Origin of the sequence: Hymenobacter psoromatis (assembly GCA_001596155.1) — a bacterium.
Taxonomy (GTDB): domain Bacteria; phylum Bacteroidota; class Bacteroidia; order Cytophagales; family Hymenobacteraceae; genus Hymenobacter.
On sequence record CP014771.1, the window covers coordinates 4,063,012 to 4,081,095 of the forward strand.

Consider the following 18,084-nt stretch of genomic DNA (forward strand, 5'->3'; position numbering starts at 1 on the left):
CGACCGAATTACCCAAATATCGGCTACTAAGTAGCCGGCGCTAATTAGATTATGTTAAATTTGGAGAAATTTATCTTCCATAAATTTCCTACTTGTGCTAAGCAACGATTAACTGCATAGAACAGGGTATCTTTCGTATGATAATCAGCTGGGTCAAGCTGTTCTTTTTTTAATTTGCGCCAAAGCGTTTCCGCCAGATTCAAGTGCGGTGAATACGTAGGTAAGTAAAATAGGTACAAGCCTCGTTCTTCCCAAAAGGGTAGTTGCTGTTGGATAAGCTGGGCTTTGTGCATACTTGCATTATCCAATACAATGAACGTTGGCTTTTTAAGTCTAAAGGATAGCTCTTCTAATTGCGTAAATATGAACTGTGCGTTAATATTCTTTTCGGTCATTACCCACTGCGTTTCATTGCGTCGGTTGATGAGTCCCCAGCTATTTATTTTATAGCCCTTCTCAACACCTGTTGAAACCACTTCTCCCGGAAATTGCCAGCCGTAAGGAACATAACCCGTACTACAAACATGACTTTCATCTCCGTACACTAAGTCCACAAAACCTTGCTCGTAAAGATTCTCTAGTTCAGCCAGTTGCTCTTTTTTTAGCGCGTATATCTCCGGGCAGGGTTCCCCTTTGCACCGTTTCCTTATGCGTTTATATCGTCCGCCAAGACTTTTAAAAAAGCTTTGCATGTGCGTAGACTAACCGACTTGTTCGTTTCCTGTTCCCATTCCGCTTTGGCCGTTTGGGTACGTTGTCTGTTTGCTTTAATAGCTTCTAAAATAGATTCTTTATCTGTCTCAACAGCTAAGAGGGCTTTGCGCCCGCGTCCAGGCTTTGTTTTCAGCCCGTCAATACCTGCCTCTTTATAACGTTTTGTCCATGCATTCACACTCACATAAGTCATCGCCGTAAACTTACCTACTTCCTCCGAAGTAAGGCCCATCGCTTTTAGCAAAATTACTTCGCATCTGGTTCGAAAACAGGGTGTTTTTCCCGTTCTTGCGCCTTGTTCCAATACTGATTTAGCGGATTCACTCAATAAGGGGGTGTTGACTCTTGACATGGTGCAAAACTAATCAACGTAACATAAACTATTTACTGCCGAGTACTTATTCACCAAGTTGCAAGAGGTAGGGCTGGCTTATTTGCCAGTTGGCGCGCCGGCCGCACTGTTGCCGTCCAATATTTGAAACAGCTCGTCTAGTTTGGGCGTGAGAATGATTTCGGTGCGGCGGTTCAGCGCCTTGTCCTGGGGCGTGTCGTTGGCGGCCACGGGCACGTATTGCGAGCGGCCCGAGGCCGTGATGCGGCTGGGCTCGACGCCGGCTGCCGTGAGCAGGCGCGCGATGTCGGTGGCGCGCAGGGCGCTCAGGTCCCAGTTGTCCTTGGCCCCGTTCACCACGCCGCGCACGGGCACGTCGTCGGTGTGGCCTTCCACCACCACGTTCACATCGCGTTGCTCTTGTAGCACGGTGGCCAGCTGTTTCAGCGCCTCCTGGCCTTTGGGGTCCACCTTAGTCGCGCCCGATTTGAAGAGCAATTGCTCAGACAGCGACACGTACACCTTGCCATTCTTGATGTTCACGGCCAGGTCCTTCGAGTTGAAGCTGAGCAGCGCGCTGCTCACGCGGGCCTTGAGGTCGTTCACGGCCTTGTCCTTGTCGGCCAGCTTTTGGGTGAGGTCGGCCAGCTTGGCTTCGCGGGCGGCGAGGTCGGCCTTGGTTTTTTGCAGGCTCACGTCGAGCTGGCCCAGCTCGCCCTCGCGGGTGGCCAGGTCTTTGGCCAGCTTGCCATAGTCGGCGTTGCGGTCGGCCAGAGCGCGGTCACTGTTTTTGAGCAACTTATCGTAGGTATCGGTGAGCTGGGCGTAGAGGGTGCGGGTGCGGCGCAGGGCGTTGCCGGTCTGGGTCGAGTCGGCCACGAGGCGCTTCTGGTCGAGGCGCAGCTCGGCGAGGACGTCGGTGGCTTTTTGCAGGTCGGCCTTGGTTTGGCGCAGCTGGCCCTGGGTGGCGGTCAGGCTCTGGGCGTCGCGCTGCTGCTGGGCTTCGAGGTCCTGGTAGCGCTTGGCCGTGACGCAGCTGGTGAGCGAAGCCGCGCCGCCCGCCAGCAAGGCCAGGCTGAAGAGGGGGTAGGAAAGAAAATTTTTCAAGCAGAAAAAAGCCGTAACCGGCCGGCTGAGTGAGGAATGGCCCAAGTTACGGCCGCGCTGCCCTTGCCCGGCGTAGCCCCAATAGCAGGGGGTAGGGCCGGCCGGGCCGGCGAGGCCAGCGCCGCCTTACCCCCCGGTCGGGGGCCGATGGTAACTATCGCGTAATTTTGCCCGTCCGCGGCGCGCCTCCACAAAAGCCCGGCTTACTGGCTGGCTAGCAGTCCTCGCCGCGCCTATTATTTGTCATCTCTCTAGTACCCACCAGTATGGCTTGGTTCAAGCGCCAGGAAAAGGGCATTATCACCCCCACCGAGCAAAAAAAAGAAACGCCCGACGGCCTGTGGTATAAGTGCCCCGAGTGCAAAACCGTGGCCACGATGGCCGAGCACAAGCGCCTGCACTACGTGTGCGCCAACTGCGGCCACCACGACCGCATCGAGGCGAGCGCCTATTTTGAGCTGCTCTTCGACGGCGGCGAGTTTACGGAGCTGGATGCCAACCTGACCTCCGGCGACCCGCTGCACTTTGTCGATACCAAGGCCTACCCCCAGCGGGTGCAGGCAACCGAGAAAAACACTGGCCTCAAGGATGCCGTGCGCACGGCCCACGGCCTCAGCGCCGGCCAGCCGCTGGTGATTGCTGCAATGGATTTTCGCTTTATTGGCGGCTCAATGGGCTCGGTGGTAGGCGAAAAAATTGCCCGCGCCATCGACTACGCCCGCCAAAACCGGGTGCCGTTTCTCATGATTTCGCGCTCGGGCGGTGCCCGCATGATGGAGGCCGGCTACTCGCTCATGCAAATGGCCAAAACCTCGGCCCGACTGGCGCTGCTCGCCGAAGCCAAGGTGCCCTATATCAGCCTGCTTACTGACCCCACCACGGGCGGCGTCACGGCCTCGTTTGCCATGCTCGGCGACTTCAACATTGCCGAGCCGGGTGCGCTCATCGGCTTCGCCGGCCCGCGCGTCATTAAGGAGACAATCGGCAAGGATTTGCCCAAGGGCTTCCAGAGCGCGGAGTTTGTGTTAGAGCATGGTTTTCTGGACTTTATCGTGGACCGCCGCGAGCTCAAGCAGCGCCTGGCCGACCTGCTGGGCATGGTAGGAAAAGAGGGGGGTAGGGGATAAGCCCGGCCGCCATTGACCCCGAATGGCCACTGCCGCCAGCGCATTGCCCCGAAAATAAACGAACCCACACCGATAACCAGTGCGGGTTTTTGCGTATAAGCCCGAGGTATCATCACCAAACTTTCATTCACAACTCAAAATTATGACTACTACTAAGTCCTTTTTAGCCGTGCTGCTGGCATTTGTTATGCTGCTCAGCTCGTGCGCTTCCTCGCGGCCGGCCAACGGAAACCTGTCTGACAATAATGGCACCGGCGTGCGCAAAGACGGCATGAACAAAACCACCAAAGGCGGACTGCTGGGGGCCGGCGGCGGTGCCGCCGTCGGCGCGCTGGTGGGCGGCCTCTTCGGTGGGGGTAAGGGCACGGCCATTGGGGCCATCCTGGGGGCAGCCGCTGGCGGCACCACGGGCGCGCTCATCGGCCGCAAAATGGACAAGCAAGCCGCTGAATTGCAGCGCAATATGGCGGGTGCCAAAGTGGAGCGCGTGGGCGAAGGCATCAAAATCACCTTCGACTCGGGCATTTTGTTCGATACGAACTCGGCCGCGCTGCGGGCGGCTTCTACTGCTGATATTGACAAGCTCGCCACTACCCTCAAAGAGTATCCCGACACCAACATTTTGGTCGAAGGCCACACCGATAACACTGGTACCGACGCCATCAACCAGCCGCTGAGCGAGAACCGCGCGCAGTCGGTATCCAGTGCCCTCACGACGGACGGGGTAGCTGGCTCGCGCATTACCACCAAAGGCTACGGCTCGTCGCAGCCCGTGGCCGACAACTCGACCGAGGCCGGCAAGCAGGCCAACCGCCGCGTCGAAATCGCCATCTTCGCCAACGACAAGATGAAGAAGGCCGCCGAGAACGGCACGCTCTAATTCCCAGAAGCAGCGTCCAAGCTATGAAGCCCGAAGCGATTATGCTTCGGGCTTTTTTTGTGCATGGCGAATAACCCGGCCAGAATATTTTGCGTTAAAACCGACGCTCTCCAGCAGCCGTGTTTTCCCATTTTATTAAGCACTTTTATATGAAATTCTTTCCAAAACTTTTCGCCATACTACTGGCTTTATTCATGCTGGCAGGCACCGTGGCTCAGGCCCAGGACAAGCCTAAGGGCTGGAGCCGCAAGGCCAAAGGTGCTGCCATCGGCGGTGGGAGCGGGGCCGTAGTGGGCGGCCTGCTGGGTGGCGGTAAGGGTGCCGTAATAGGCGCTGCCGCCGGCGTAGTAAGTGGCGGCCTCATTGGCCGTAATCAGGACAAGAAGAAGGACCCGGCCTGCTACAACCGCTACCACAAAAAGTAGCCGGCGTCAGAGTAGGCTGTTGGCTGCCAACAGAAAATTAGGAAGAGCCCGGCCGCGCGCCGGGCTTTTTTATAGCTCTTCGCGAGCCAAGGGGGGTAGGAGTGGCAACTGCCGGAGTTTGGCAAGGTGGTTGTAAATGCCGAACTTGCCGCCACGTTGCTATAATGCCTGACGCGGCCGTTTATTTTTTTTATTTTTTCAATTCATGAAAACCCTCAAACTCTCGTTCTCCTATCTACTGGCCGTGCTGCTCCTGTTCGGCCATTTCGCGCAGGCGCAGTCAACTACCGTTACTACCGACAAGCCCGCCGGCATGAGCAAAACCCTGAAGGGTGGCATCCTGGGCGGCCTGGGCGGCGCGGCGGGCGGTGCCATTCTGGGTCGCGTTATCGGCGGCAAGTCGGGCACGGCGAAAGGGGCGATTCTTGGCGCGGCCGTGGGTGGCGCGGGCGGGGCGCTCATCGGCCGCCGCATGGATAAGCAGGCCGCCGAACTGCGCCGCGACCTCGACGGTGCCACCGTGGAGCGCGTGGGCGAAGGCATCAAAATCACGTTTGCCTCGGGCATCCTGTTTGGCAGCAACTCTTCGAGCCTGACTTCCGCCGCTGCCGGCAACATCGACGAGTTGGCTACTACCCTCCAGAAATACGCCGATACTAACATCACGATTGATGGCCACACCGACTCGTCGGGTAGCAATGCCATCAACCAGCCCCTGAGCCAGCGCCGCGCCCAGGCCGTGGCCAACGAGCTGACCGCTAAAGGCGTGGACAACAGCCGCATCAAGGCTACTGGCTACGGCTCGTCGCAGCCCGTGGGCGATAATGCCACTGCCGCCGGCAAAGCTGCCAACCGCCGCGTGGAAGTAGCCATCTTCGCCAACGAGAAGATGCAGAAAGCCGCCAAGCGTGGCCAACTGTAATAGCTGAACCACGGATTCGATGAATTTTTTGAATTACTCGAATTTTGTAGGCGACCGCCCTTAGCCAGGTCGTGTTTAGCGCATAAATCAATTAGCAAAAAAGCCGCCTAAAAGGCGGCTTTTTTCGTTAGGAAGAATCGCCTACAAAATCCGAGTAATTCAAAAAATTCATCGAATCCGTGGTTCAGACAACTTCTCCGCCCCTGGCCAAAGCCCTGGCCGACCATACTATCCTGGATGAGTTTTATGGCCGGGTGCCACCGGCCCCGCGCCGCACGCCCATGCGTGAGCTGATTTCTACCCTGCTCTCGCACCGCACTACCCACGCCGACGAAGAGCTGGCCTACGACCGCATGCTCGAAGCTTTTGGCGACTGGGAAGGTATGTTGCACGCGCCGCTCGACGGCCTTATTCACGCCATTCGCACCACGCGCTGGCCAGCCACGCAGGCCCCGCGCATCCAGGATATTCTGGGGCGCATCAAAGTGGAAACGGGGGGTAGCTTTTCGCTCGATTTCCTGGCCGACTGGCCCACTGAGCGCGGCATGCAGTGGCTCACCGATATGCCCGGCATCGGCCTCAAAACTGCCTCGCTGGTGCTGCTCTTCAACTTTCGCAAGCCCGTGCTGCCCGTCGATGCCCACGTGCACCGCGTGATGCAGCGCCTGGGCGTGCTCGGCCCCAAAGTGTCGGTGGAGAAGGCGCATAGCGTGCTGCTCGACTTGCTCAAGCCCGAGCTCGACCCCGAAGGCCTGTTCAATTTTCACAAGCACAACTACTGGCACGGGCAGCAAATCTGCTTTTTTCAGAAGCCGAACTGCGCACGCTGCCCGCTCAAGAGCTTCTGCGATTATTACGATGAGCACTTTGGCGCGCCTACCCCCGCCGCCTTGGCCGAAACGCCCGCGCACTGGGATGCCGCCGTCTGGGGCAAGCTGCCGCATTAAATAGGTAGGGTGCGGGGCTTGCCCCCGCCCGTCGTTGAACAACTCGTACTGGGTTCGTTCAACGACGGGCGGGGGCAAGCCCCGCACCCTACCTTTATAGTATGCGCCTTGTCAAGCACCCGGTTCTCTGCAACTACTACGTCACGTACCGCTGCAATGCGAAGTGCTCCTTCTGTGACATCTGGGAAAAACCCTCGCCCTACATCACGCTAACCGACGTAGAAGCCAACCTGCGCGACCTCAAGCGGCTGGGTGTCAACGTCATTGACTTCACTGGTGGCGAACCGCTGCTGCACCGGCAGCTACCCGAGTTTCTGGCGCTGGCCCGGCAGCTGGGCTTCATCACCACCGTTACTACCAACGGCCTGCTCTACCCCAAAAATGCCGAACGGCTGCGCGGGCTGGTCGATATGCTGCATTTTTCGCTCGATAGCATCGACCGTGCCACCCACGACCGCAGCCGGGGGGTAGCGTGCTACGACTTCGTGCTCGAAAGCATTCGCGTGGCCAAAGCGCTGGGTGAGCGGCCCGATATCCTGTTTACCGTGTTTCGCCACAACCTGGCCGACCTGGAGGCTGTGTACCGCGAAATAACCCAGCCCAACGGCTTGGTGCTCATCCTAAACCCCGCTTTCGAATACGGCGAGGTCGAAACCGGCGAGCAGCTGACCGAGGCCGAGCTAGACTTCCTCTCGGCCTTCGGCAAGCGCCGGGGCGTGTACCTCAACGAGGGCTTTATCGCGTTGCGCCGCGACGGCGGCAACCACGTGGCCGCGCCCGTGTGCCGGGCCGCCAGCACCACGCTCGTCATCTCGCCTAGCAACGAGCTGGTGCTGCCCTGCTACCACCTCGGCGAGCAAAAATTCCCCATCAACGGCCGGCTCTTCGACCTCTACCAGGCCCCTGAGACCCAGCGCCTCGCCGCCCTCGAAGGCCGCCTACCCCCCTGCGAAGGCTGCACCATCAATTGCTATATGCAGCCCAGCTTCGCGGTCGAAACCAGCAAATACTTCTGGCAGGCGCTGCCCAGCACGCTGAAATATAACTGGGAAAAAGGCACCTGGAAGCGCCTGCTGAGCGTTTAGTCCTCCACCTCTCGTTGCGAACCACGAATGCGCAGTTTACTCAGTATCCGCTGGATAGCCTCCGGCTGTTGCGTGCCGATAAGTAGAGGCTCGCCGCTGACAAGGATTAGCTGCATGCCTTGGTGGCCCCAGGCAGTATAGGCACCACTTTCCCCTTCAAACGTGCGCATGCCCCAGCCGCCATATTCGCGTAGGGGCGCATAGGTACGTAGGTAAGCCTGCCGCACCTGGGCCCAGGGTGTAAAGCGCCACTCGCTTTGCATCGGAGCAAAGCGTACTCGCACACCATCGGTCGCCAGTTGGGTGTGTAGCTTCGTAAACCATAGCATCAGACCCGAAAGTGTGGTAACCAGGACCAGCATACCGACAATTTCTAGCCAGCTATGCCGGGTATCGACCCCGAGGGCTACCCCCAAGATGATGGCCGGCGCCAGCAGTGCCAGGCCCCACCAATGCCGCAGCAGCGGCTGGCACTCCGTGAAAAGTAGTGGTGCCGGGGGGCAAGGCTGGGCATGAGCTAAAGATAGCAGTGGGCCATACATTTGGGGATTCACCTACCCCCACTTTTATGCCTGCCCTCATCCTCCCCGTGCACGGTATCACGCCTATTATTGGCCCCGATTGTTTTATCGCCGACAATGCCACTATCGTGGGCGATGTGGTGCTGGGTAGGGCCTGCACCGTGTGGTTTACGGCCGTGATTCGAGGCGACGTGAACCGCATCCGCATCGGCGACGCGACCAACGTGCAGGATGGTGCCGTGCTGCACTGCACCTTCGAAAAAGCCGCGCTCACCATCGGCTCGCGCGTGAGCATTGGCCACCGCGCGCTGGTGCACGGCTGCACCGTGCACGACGACGTGCTCATCGGCATGGGTGCCATCGTGATGGACCACGCTGTGGTAGGCGCGGGCTGCCTCATCGCGGCCGGGGCCGTGGTTCTTGAAAACACCATCTGCGAGCCCGGCTACCTCTACGCCGGTGTGCCCGCCAAAAAGATTAAGCCCGTGAGCGCCGCCCAGGCCGAGGGTCTGCGCCGCACGGCAGCCAACTACCAGCGCTACGCCAGCTGGTTTGAGACGGAATAAATAGGACAATTAGATTATAAAATGTTTTTTAGCAAAATAAATGCTTTATAAGGGAAGCTGGGGTAGGAAATAACGAATGTTTGGCAATAGTTTTGCGGCCGAGTTCACTTTCTTCACTTTTCTTTTACTTTTCAAGTACGCTAGTTAAAGCTATGCCCTTTAGGGCAAGACTTTAGTTGCTACTCACTTTTGCCGGTCTTGTTCAGGCAAGGCTGTTTAATTTTTGATTGTCAGTTAGTTACTGCTATTTGCTCAATGACCGACGCCAGCGTTTAGCCAGCAGAATTTCATTCTAAAGCGACCCACTTTCAGTGGCTTCTTTCAGTCGGCTTTAGCCGAAACCGCCGAATTCCATTCGCTTTCAAACCTATGGACTTACAGTCCATAGTCGTTTAGTTCTTCTCCTTATGAGAAAAACTTACCGTTTGCTGTTAGCCCTAGTGGTTGCGGCTACTTCGTTGTCTTCGTGCAGCCGTTCGAGCTACTCTTTCAACACAAATTCGCCAGCCTATCTAGGTTCAGAGTCGGTGCATGTAGCAACCTCAGCTGCTCCCCAAGCTGTTGAAAAGGAAGTTGCTGCCATTTCAACCGAAGCCCAACTGCCTGCTACTGTGGCAACTCCGGTAGCTCATGTTGCCCGGGCTCACCGGGCAGCAATGGCTCCGCTAGCTCATGCTAGTGCTGCTGCATCTATTGTTACCAACCAACCAGTTGCAACAGGTAAGTTTGACCGCAAAGCTTTCAAGCACGAGTTGAAGCGCCAATTGGCCGCGGCTCCTAAAGACATATCAGCCGAAGGAAAAAGCCAGCTAGTAGCTGTGATATTGTGCTTTTTCTTGGGTGGGCTAGGTATCCACGACTTCTACATGGGCTATGTAGGTAAAGGCATTCTGCAAATTATTCTGTCACTCCTCATTGTTGGTTTCATTCTCGTAATCATCGACTTTATTCGCCTGCTAACGGGCAGCCTGAAGCCGAAGGATGGTGACTGGGGTACCAAGCTCTAAGAAGCCTTCGATAAAGAAAATAAAAATGCCCTTCTGTAATCAGAAGGGCATTTTTTGTATGCCTGTAAGCAGGGGCAGGATAGCGCCTACCCCCCTAGTATCAGGTCTGCGTTGGCGGTGGCGGGCGTGAGCACCCGCAGCTGCACCAGCTCCACCACGCGGCGGGCGCGGCTCAGCACCCGAAACTCGTAGGGCTCCAGCACGGCCACGTCACCTACCTCCGGGATGTTGCCGTAGAGCACGTTGAGCAGGCCGCCCACGGTTTCGTAGTCATCGCCCTCGGGGAGGGGGTAGGGCAGGTACTCGTTGGCATCAGAAATGGCCGTGGAGGTATTCACGCGGTACTCGGTTTCGGATATCTTCTCCACCACCGGCACCTCGTTGTCATACTCATCCTGGATTTCGCCCACCAGCTCCTCCATAATATCCTCGATGGTGACAATGCCCGACACGCCGCCAAACTCGTCGCTCACAATGGCCATCACCAAATGCTTGCGCTGAAACTGGCGCAGCAGCCGGTTGATTTTCTTGGTTTCAGGCACGAAGTAGGCCGGGCGCATAATGCGGGCCAGCTCGACCGGTTGCTGCTGCCGAATGAGGGGTAGTAAGTCCTTGACGTAGAGCACGCCCACGATATTATCGATGTTGCCCTCATACACCGGCAGGCGCGAGTAGCCTTCGCTGAACACCGTTTCGAGCAGTTGCTCTTCCGACATATTCACTTCCAGCGCGGCGAGCTTGGTGCGGGGCACCATAATCTGCTTCACCATGCGGTCGTTGAACTGAAAAACGTTCTCTATCAGCTCGTGCTCCGAGTCCTGAATTTCGCCGCTTTCCTTGCTTTGGTCAATCAGCAGGCGCAGCTCGTCGGAGGTGTGCGCCTCGTTGCCGTGCACGTTGCTGATGCCAAACGCCCCAAGCAGCAGGTTGCTGGCCTTCGATAAAAACCAGGTTAGCGGGATGGTAGCCAGGTAAAAGGCGCGCAACGGCAGCACCAGCGCCAGGCTCACGGCCTCGGGCCGCTGAATGGCCAATGCCTTCGGGAACAACTCGCCGAAGAGCACGTGCAGAAACGTCAGGATAATCAACCCCACTGCCACCGAAATGCTGTGGGCCGTGACGGGGTTGATGGCCAGACCGAGGTGGGGTAGGAAATCCAGAATCAGCTCCGTAAAGAGCTCTTCGCCTACGGCACCCAGCAGCAGTGACGCAATGGTGACCCCAAGCTGCGTGGCCGAAAGGTAATCGTAGAGTCGCCGCACCACGCTCAACGCCTGCTCGGCTAGTCGGCTGCCTTCTTTGGCCTTTATTTCGAGCTGCGAGAACCGAACCCGGATGAGGGAAAACTCTGCCGCGACGAAAAAGGCGTTTATTAAAACCAGGAAGAGAGTAAGGAGTATTTTTAAGCCCATGTGTTTGGCTCGCCAGCAACACAGCCGGTCAGGGAAGCCTTCATGCTACAAAAGTACGCACACCGGCAGAGTGGGTTGGCGATAGCTACCTATTTACTATAGATTGCGGCCGGTCGCGGCCCCTATCGCCGGGGTCTTAAACGACTAAGAGGCGCCTTTTCCGAAGAAAAATCGCCTCTTAGCTTTTGCTGTAGCGGAAGGACTTGAACCTCCACGAAGTGGTTAGCCAATGGCTTCGAAAAGCAACTGATTTGTCCCAGTGTCTTCACCCCCGAGATAGGAGGGCGTGTCTGCCAGTTTCACCACACTACAAGTTAGTTAACTAAACGCCGCTTGCGTCCACTGAGGTCAAAGATAGCGGTAACAGAACTTGCAGTCCTAACAATTATTATTAAATTTATAAAAATCCGGTATAAGTAATATTTTCATCCTCGCCTTGCTGAAAAATGCCTCTTGTTTTCATGCCGCACGTGCATAGACAACCGCGTAGCAGCAGATAAGTGCCGAGCAGGGTAACAAAAAAACCTCCCGACCAGGGCCGGGAGGTTTCTGGAAATGCGCTCTACATGTGAGCTACATTTTGGCTTTAACGGTTTTGGTCGTAGTCTTATTGGTTTTGTAGCGCATATCGGGCGTGCCGTCGGCTTTCATCGGGCCGGCAGTATGCATGGTAGTCGTTCTGTTGGCCTTGTAGCGCATGTCGGGCGTGCCGTCGGCCTTCATTTTGGTTGAGGTCGTCGTCGTCGTGCGGGCAGCCGGCGCGGACGACATTTTAGTCGTCGTCATCTTGCTTGAGCTGCTACTCATAGTGCTGGTTGCCGGGGCCGTTTGGGCCTGGGCCGCGAAACTGCCTGCTACCAGCAGGGCGGTAAGGAAACTGAGAAAGCGCTTCATGGAGTAAAATAGAAAATGGGTGGAGAAAAACGCTGCCGTACCAGGCAGAAAATGTGCCGAAATATAAGGTGTTTACTGATAAAAAAGCACCTGCTTAACGAGGTAATATGGCTGCGCTAACTAATTCACTACAAATAGCATACCGTATAATATTATGCATTCAAAATTTCATGAAAAACTCATTTAAAAGCTGTGTAAAATCAGTAGCATTATTATCTGAAAAAATGAGGAATATCATGGGAGCAAAAGCAAGTCAGCCCTTTCTTTGTCGCACAACTTTTCTCCGGCACCATGAAGAAACACCTACTCCTAAGCCTGTTTGTGATGAGCCTGTGCGGCACCGCCGAGCTCCAGGCCGCTCCCTCCCGCTTGCCCGCTACCGTTACCAGGGCCAATCCCGACCGCTTGCAGCGGACTATGCGCCGGCTGCATCGCCAAGCGCAGGCGCGCGCGCGCAAAAACCGCCACCGGTAAAAAATCGGCTACGGATTAGCCAACCAAAAGCCCCGCACCAACTAAGGTGCGGGGCTTTTGGTAATTAAGGTAGTTGGTAGCTAAGCGGTTACTTGGGCTTCCAGCTTTTGGGCCAGCACGTGCTTAGGCACGGCACCTACTTGCTTATCCACAATCTGGCCGTTCTTGAAAACCAGCAGAGTAGGGATGCTGCGGATGCCAAACTTCATGGAAGTCTGGGGATTAGCGTCCACATCTACTTTGCCAACGATGACTTTGCCTTCATATTCGCCGGCCAGCTCTTCCACTACGGGGCCTACCATGCGGCAGGGGCCGCACCACTCCGCCCAAAAATCCACGAGTACCGGCTTGTCCGAGTTGATAATCTCCTCGAAGTTGGCGTCGGTTATTTCAATTGCTTTGTGCGCCATGACGCTAGGGGTTAAAATGAAAAAATCGTCCGGCGTATACGGCCGATGAGGCCGCAAGGTAGCGGAGTTAGGCTAAAACAAGCGGGGTAGGGGAAAGTTCAGCCGGTGTTTGGGCGGGCTACAGCAGCGAACACACGTCCAACTCAAACTCCTTCATCTTGTCGATAAACGTCTTGGGCTCAATCTGAAAGCGGCGCGAAAACATATCCACCGCCAGCCGCTCGTGGGGCTCCACGAACTGAATTTCCAGGCGCTTCGAGCCCTTGGCGTGCTCAATGGCTTCCTGCAAGCGGTCAATCATGGGGCCGGTCACGGTGCGCAGGTCCAGCTTCACGCGCACGCCCTTGCTAAGCTTATCGGCCACGTTGGCGAGCTGCTCCATCGTCTTGATTTTTAATTCCCACTGGTCCTGGGTGCCGTAGCGCAGCTCCATTTTGCCCCGAATGAACATGGGCGGCACCTGCTCGTTGTGGTAGTTTTTGGGGTTAATGAGCGGCCCAAACTTGGAGTAGTCGTCGCGGAACAGTGCCAGGTTGATGCTGGAGTCGTAGTCCTCCACGTTGAACGACACCATCGGCTGCCCGCTCTTGGTGGTGCGGAACAGGACGCCCGAAATCAGGCCCGCGATGTTCACGTCCTTGCCTTTTTGGTCTTCCAACTTGTCGAGCGGGCAGGTGCAGTAGGCGTCAATTTCCATGCGGTAGATGTCGAGCGGGTGGCCCGAGAGGTAGAAGCCGACCACTTCTTTTTCGCGGCGCAGCTTTTCGGTGGTGCTCCACTCGTCCAGGTCCGGCACCTTAGGCAGGGGCGCGGCCACGGCCCCAAACGCGCTGGCCCCGAACAAGCTATGCTGCGCCGATTCTTTGGCCGCCTGGTGCTGCTGGCCCAGCTTCATGGCCTTTTCGATGAGGTTCTGGTCGCCGGCCGGCGCGTCCATAAACTGCCGGCGGTTGTACTTCTCGAAGCTATCGAACGCGCCCGCCTGGGCCAAGCTCTCCCAGGTTTTCTTGTTCACCGAGCGCAGGTTGATGCGCTTGGCAAAGTCGAATACGTCCGAAAAAGGGCCGCTTTTTTGGCGCTCTTCCACCAATTCCAGCACGGCCGCCTCGCCCGCGCCCTTTATGGCGGCCAGCCCAAAGCGAATCTGGTTGGCGCGCGGCACGTTAAATTTCTGTTCCGATTCGTTCACGTCGGGGCCGAGTACGGCTACCCCCTGCTTGCGGGCTTCTTCGATGAAGAAAGTCACCTTCTTAATGTCGCCCATGTTATTGGTGAGCACGGCGGCCATGTATTCGGCGGGGTAATTGGCTTTTAGATATCCTGTCTGATAGGCAACTACGCTGTAGGCGGCGGAGTGGGAGCGGTTGAATCCGTACTCAGCAAATTTCTCCATCACGTCGAACACCTCACTCGCTTTCTTCGACGGGATTTTGTGCAGCTTGCCCGCGCCTTCGATGAATTTCTCGCGCTCCAGGGCCATTTTCTTCATGTCCTTCTTGCCCATCGCCCGGCGCAAAAGGTCGGCCCCGCCCAGCGAATAACCCGCCAGAATCTGCGCCGTTTGCATGATTTGCTCCTGGTACACCATAATTCCCTGGCTATAATCCAGAATAGGCTTTAGCAGCTCGTGCGGGTACTCCACCGGCTCGCGGCCGTGCTTGCGGTTAATGAAGTCTGGGATGAACTGCATCGGGCCGGGCCGGTAGAGCGCGTTCATGGCAATCAAATCCTCAATGTTGGTGGGTTTCAAATCCTTGAGGTACATCCGCATCCCTTCGCTTTCAAACTGAAAGGTGCCGATGGTGTCGCCGCGCTGGTAGAGCTGGTAGGTCTTCTCATCATCCAGCGGAATGTCGTCAATGTCAATCTTCACGCCGTGGTTGCGCTCAATTAAATTCACCGCGTCCACGATGATGGTCAGGGTTTTAAGCCCCAAAAAGTCCATCTTCAGCATCCCGGCCGATTCAATTACCTTGCCGTCGAACTGCGTGATGAGCAGGTCCGAGTCCTTGGAAGTCGAGACGGGGATGTACTTCGTGATGTCATCCGGCGCGATGATGATGCCCGCCGCGTGAATGCCAGTGTTGCGCACCGAGCCTTCGAGGCGCTCGGCCAGGGCCAGAATCTGGCCCTTGAGGTCGCTTTGGTCGGCGCGGATGGCCGCCAGCTCGGGCACATCGCGGAAGGCCCCGGCCAAGGTGGTGCCGGGCTTTTCGGGCACGAGTTTGGCAATCTCGTTGGCGGCGGGTAGGGGCAATTCCAAGGCCCGCGCCACGTCCTTGATGCTGCTTTTGGCAGCCATCGTGCCGAAGGTGATAATCTGCGCCACCTGGTTTTTGCCGTACTTCTGCACCACGTAGTCAATGACTTTCTGACGGTTTACGTCGTCAAAGTCAATGTCAATATCGGGCATCGACACGCGCTCCGGGTTCAGAAAGCGCTCGAACAGCAGCGAGTACTTAATGGGGTCAATGTTGGTGATACCCACGCAGTAGGCCACCGCCGAGCCGGCCGCCGAGCCGCGGCCCGGCCCCACCGCCACGCCCATGCTCCGGCCCTTGTTGATAAAGTCCTGCGTAATCAGAAAGTAGCCCGCGAAACCCATCGTCTGGATAATGCGCAGCTCGTAGTTCAGGCGCTCCTCCACCTCGGTCGTGCGCTCGGAGTAGCGCGGCTTGGGGCCTTCAAACGCGCCTTTAAACGTCAAATCGCGCAGGAATTCGTCGGCATTGGCAAATTGGGGGGGTAGGGGGAAGTTGGGCAGCAGAATATCGCGCGCCAGCTTGGGCGGCGTAATCTTATCCACAATCTCGTTCGTGTTGTCCACACTCGCCGGCACATCGGCGAAGAGCGCGTTCATCTGCGCCTGGGTCTTGAAAAAGAACTGGTCGTTAGCGAAGCCGAAGCGGCGCTTGCGCTGCTTCGGCGGCTTTTGCAGCTCCTCGTCAATGCGGCCGAGCATCCGGCGGGCGTTTTCGTCGTAGCCGTGGGCGGCTTTCAGGTCATCGAGCGGGCCGTAGTGCACGCGCTGGTCGGCGGTGAGCACGGTGTAGTAATTCGTCTCAAAGTCGCCGACTGGGATGCTGCGCTCCTCGGCCGTGTTCACGCACAGCAGCAGGTCGTGGGCCGCGTAGTCGGTCTGGTCCACGTAGTGCGAGTCGTTGGTGCAGATAACCTTGACGTTGTACTTCTTAGCCAGCTTCAGTAGCACCTGGTTCACGTCTTCCTGGCTCTTGCCGGTACCGTCGAAGTTCATCAGCCCGTGCCGCTGAATTTCGATATAATAATCCTCGCCAAACACGTTGAGCCACCACTTCAGTAGCTCCTCGGCCCGCTCCTCACTCTCAAAAAGAATAGCCTGCGGCACTTCGGCCCCAATGCAGCACGAAGTGGCAATCAGGCCCTCGTGGTACTGCATAAGCAGCTCTTTATCAATGCGCGGGAACTTGGAGTACACGCCTTCAATGAAGCTCATGGAGCAGAGCTTACTCAGGTTGTGGTAGCCGGCCTGGTCTTTGGCCAGCAGCAACTGGTGGTAGCGGTTGTCCTTCTCGCCCTTTTCCCGCAAAAAACTCTTCTTGTGGCGGTCGGCCACCAGGTAAAACTCGCAGCCCACAATCGGCTTCACGTTGTACTTATTGGCTTCAGCCACGAAGTTGAAGGCCCCGAACATGTTGCCGTGGTCGGTGAGGGCCACGGCGGGCATCCCGTCGGCCTGGGCCTTTTTCATGAGCGCCGAAATGCTGGCCTGGCCATCGAGCAGCGAATATTGGGTGTGGGAGTGAAGATGCGAGAAGGTGGGCATAGCAGGCAGTAAAGGCAGTTGTCAGGTAAAGATACGATAGCCTGGGTGGGGTTTGCCGGCTTGCTTTTTCCGGCATTTTCGGGTATGCGCACTCGAAAAGCTACGTAGTTTAGGCAAAGGCGCTCCGTGTTTTCCGGTATAAAAAATGAACCTCTTCCTACCCGATACGCTTACCTGAACACTAACTTTGGGCATCTTCCACTGGAAGGTGAGTACCAAGGACTGTTGCAGGTCCGCCGCCTGGGCTGCGTTTAGCTCCTACTGAGCTAGCACCTTGTTTTGCCCGTGCGTTTGCGGTTTGCCAGTGGCAGCCGTGGTAGGGGCAACTATTTGTGATAGTTGTCGATTCTCCTACCCCACCCACCCATGAAAGTTCTGACTCCTACTACCGACCCGGTTTATACCCCGCCGGCCGCCCCTTCCAGCCTGGACAAGTGGCTGATTCGCTACTTGCAAGACCCGCGTGACCTGCCGTTTGCGCACCTCATACTGAAAATAACGGCCACCATGCTGCCGCTGGCGGTGCTGCTGTTTGTGCCGGCGTTGCGCGGGGCGTGGTGGTGGGCCACGTTCGGGCTGTTATTCTTTTTTAGCAATGCCCGCTACAAAGGGCCGTTTGGTCTGATGCTGCACTGCACCAGCCACCGGGTGCTGTTTAAGAAGAAGCACGGCTGGCTAAACAACTATATTCCGTGGGTGCTGGGGCCGCTGTTTGGCCAAACGCCGGAGTCGTACTTCGTGCACCACATGGGTATGCACCACCCCGAAAACAACCTGCCCGATGACCAAAGCTCCACCATGTTTTACCAGCGCGACTCGCTGGGCGGGTTTCTGCGCTACCTCGGCGACTTTATGTTTCTGGGCGTGGCCAAGCTGGCGGGCTACTTCAAGGTTCGCAACAAGCCTACCCTGCGCTACCGCCTGCTGCGCGGCGAAATTCTATATGTGGGCCTGACGGTGGCGCTGGCCTTCGTGAACCTGCCGGCCACGCTGGCCGTGTTCGTGGTGCCGTTCGTGCTCTCGCGGGTCATTATGATGCTCGGCAACTGGGCGCAGCACGCGTTTATTGATGCCGAAACGCCCGAAAACTGCTACCGCAACAGCGTGACGTGCATCAACACCACCTACAATCATAAGTGCTGGAACGATGGCTACCACATCAGCCACCACCTCAAGCCGGCCCTGCACTGGACCGACCACCCGCACCATTTCCGCCAAAACCTGGCACAATATGCCGAAAACGAGGCCATTGTGTTCGATGGCATCCATTTTCTGCACATTTTCTTCTACCTCATGGCCAAGCGCTACGACTTGCTGGCCCGTCACTTCGTGCTGCTCGACGGCACGCAGCGCACCGAAACCCAGGTGACGGACCTCCTGCGCAGCCGTACCCAGCGCATCAGCCGCGCGGTGCTCGTGCCGCAGTTGGCGTAGCGCGGGCTCTGCGAGTCCGCGCG

At 57.1% G+C, this 18,084-nt stretch carries 16 protein-coding genes; 8 read left to right on the plus strand and 8 right to left on the minus strand.

Annotated elements, in window-relative coordinates; all coding sequences use genetic code 11:
* Positions 1-44: 44 nt before the first annotated feature.
* The 3 genes from A0257_17370 to A0257_17380 form a co-directional block, all read right to left on the minus strand.
* Positions 45-476, minus strand: a complete 432-nt coding sequence (locus tag A0257_17370; protein AMR28696.1) for a hypothetical protein — start codon at positions 474-476, stop codon at positions 45-47.
* A gap of 170 nt (positions 477-646) precedes the next feature.
* A complete protein-coding gene (locus tag A0257_17375) occupies positions 647-946 on the minus strand; it encodes a hypothetical protein (GenBank protein ID AMR28697.1) in 300 nt (99 codons plus the stop codon).
* Positions 947-1,144: 198 nt separating this feature from the next.
* Complete coding sequence (locus A0257_17380) at positions 1,145-2,152, minus strand: hypothetical protein (GenBank protein AMR28698.1); 1,008 nt, start codon at positions 2,150-2,152, stop codon at positions 1,145-1,147.
* 266 nt (positions 2,153-2,418) lie between these two features.
* On the opposite strand from A0257_17380, the gene A0257_17385 reads away from it, so the two are divergent.
* From A0257_17385 to A0257_17410, 6 genes are all read left to right on the plus strand, one after another.
* A complete protein-coding gene (locus A0257_17385) occupies positions 2,419-3,279 on the plus strand; it encodes an acetyl-CoA carboxylase subunit beta (GenBank protein ID AMR28699.1) in 861 nt (286 codons plus the stop codon).
* A 187-nt stretch (positions 3,280-3,466) separates the two neighbouring features.
* The gene (locus A0257_17390) at positions 3,467-4,159 is read left to right on the plus strand and encodes a hypothetical protein (protein ID AMR29824.1); all 693 of its coding nucleotides are present in this window, start codon (positions 3,467-3,469) and stop codon (positions 4,157-4,159) included.
* A gap of 119 nt (positions 4,160-4,278) precedes the next feature.
* Positions 4,279-4,584: a hypothetical protein gene (locus A0257_17395; protein ID AMR28700.1), complete on the plus strand. Its 306-nt coding sequence runs from the start codon at positions 4,279-4,281 to the stop codon at positions 4,582-4,584.
* A 205-nt stretch (positions 4,585-4,789) separates the two neighbouring features.
* Positions 4,790-5,506, plus strand: coding sequence for a hypothetical protein (locus tag A0257_17400; protein ID AMR28701.1), 717 nt, complete (start codon positions 4,790-4,792; stop codon positions 5,504-5,506).
* Between the two features lie 179 nt (positions 5,507-5,685).
* On the plus strand, positions 5,686-6,453 hold the full coding sequence (locus A0257_17405; protein ID AMR28702.1) for an endonuclease III: 768 nt from the start codon (positions 5,686-5,688) through the stop codon (positions 6,451-6,453).
* 101 nt (positions 6,454-6,554) lie between these two features.
* Positions 6,555-7,538, plus strand: coding sequence for a radical SAM protein (locus A0257_17410; protein AMR28703.1), 984 nt, complete (start codon positions 6,555-6,557; stop codon positions 7,536-7,538).
* Here A0257_17410 and A0257_17415 read toward each other — a convergent pair.
* Positions 7,535-7,900, minus strand: coding sequence for a hypothetical protein (locus A0257_17415; protein AMR28704.1), 366 nt, complete (start codon positions 7,898-7,900; stop codon positions 7,535-7,537). The genes A0257_17410 and A0257_17415 overlap by 4 nt on opposite strands.
* Before the next feature lie 206 nt (positions 7,901-8,106).
* Here A0257_17415 and A0257_17420 point away from each other — a divergent pair, with 206 nt between their 5' ends.
* Positions 8,107-8,625: a gamma carbonic anhydrase family protein gene (locus A0257_17420; protein ID AMR28705.1), complete on the plus strand. Its 519-nt coding sequence runs from the start codon at positions 8,107-8,109 to the stop codon at positions 8,623-8,625.
* A 1,093-nt stretch (positions 8,626-9,718) separates the two neighbouring features.
* Here A0257_17420 and A0257_17425 read toward each other — a convergent pair.
* From A0257_17425 to A0257_17440, 4 genes are all read right to left on the minus strand, one after another.
* Positions 9,719-11,044: a hemolysin gene (locus A0257_17425; protein AMR28706.1), complete on the minus strand. Its 1,326-nt coding sequence runs from the start codon at positions 11,042-11,044 to the stop codon at positions 9,719-9,721.
* A gap of 573 nt (positions 11,045-11,617) precedes the next feature.
* The gene (locus A0257_17430; protein AMR28707.1) at positions 11,618-11,938 is read right to left on the minus strand and encodes a hypothetical protein; all 321 of its coding nucleotides are present in this window, start codon (positions 11,936-11,938) and stop codon (positions 11,618-11,620) included.
* A gap of 554 nt (positions 11,939-12,492) precedes the next feature.
* Entirely contained in the window at positions 12,493-12,822 is a 330-nt protein-coding gene (locus A0257_17435) for a thiol reductase thioredoxin (GenBank protein ID AMR28708.1), read from the minus strand.
* 118 nt (positions 12,823-12,940) lie between these two features.
* Positions 12,941-16,627 (minus strand): DNA polymerase III subunit alpha, encoded by a 3,687-nt coding sequence (locus tag A0257_17440; GenBank protein AMR28709.1) that lies wholly within the window; start codon positions 16,625-16,627, stop codon positions 12,941-12,943.
* A 366-nt stretch (positions 16,628-16,993) separates the two neighbouring features.
* Between A0257_17440 and A0257_17445 the strand changes: the two genes are divergently transcribed.
* Positions 16,994-18,061: a fatty acid desaturase gene (locus tag A0257_17445; protein ID AMR28710.1), complete on the plus strand. Its 1,068-nt coding sequence runs from the start codon at positions 16,994-16,996 to the stop codon at positions 18,059-18,061.
* Positions 18,062-18,084 lie beyond the last annotated feature (23 nt).